The sequence below is a fragment of the Corynebacterium sp. MSK073 genome, from assembly GCF_030232085.1.
Taxonomy (GTDB): domain Bacteria; phylum Actinomycetota; class Actinomycetes; order Mycobacteriales; family Mycobacteriaceae; genus Corynebacterium.
This window is the reverse complement of record NZ_JASPIY010000061.1, coordinates 1-212: the sequence shown is the minus strand read 5'-3', so window position 1 is coordinate 212 and position 212 is coordinate 1. Positions and strand designations below refer to the sequence as shown.

The window sequence follows — 212 nt, the reverse complement described above, 5'->3', positions numbered from 1 at the left end:
ACCACCATGTCCAGGTACTCCGAACAGTTCAAACGCGATGCCGTGGCCCTCTATGAGAACAATGAGGACCTCTCGCTGAACTCAGCATCAGCCGAGCTCGGTATCAACCGTGCCTCGCTGCATTCATGGGTCAAGAAGTACGGCACCGGCAAACGTGCGCGTATAAAAGCCATGCAGGATAAAGCCCAAGCGGCGAATGATTCCGAACGGAT

1 protein-coding gene is annotated in these 212 nt (G+C 54.7%); it reads left to right on the top strand.

What is annotated here, in order from left to right:
• Window positions 1-6 precede the first annotated feature (6 nt).
• A partial coding sequence (locus QP970_RS11675; RefSeq protein ID WP_502870072.1) for a transposase occupies window positions 7-212 on the top strand: 206 nt, incomplete at its 3' end.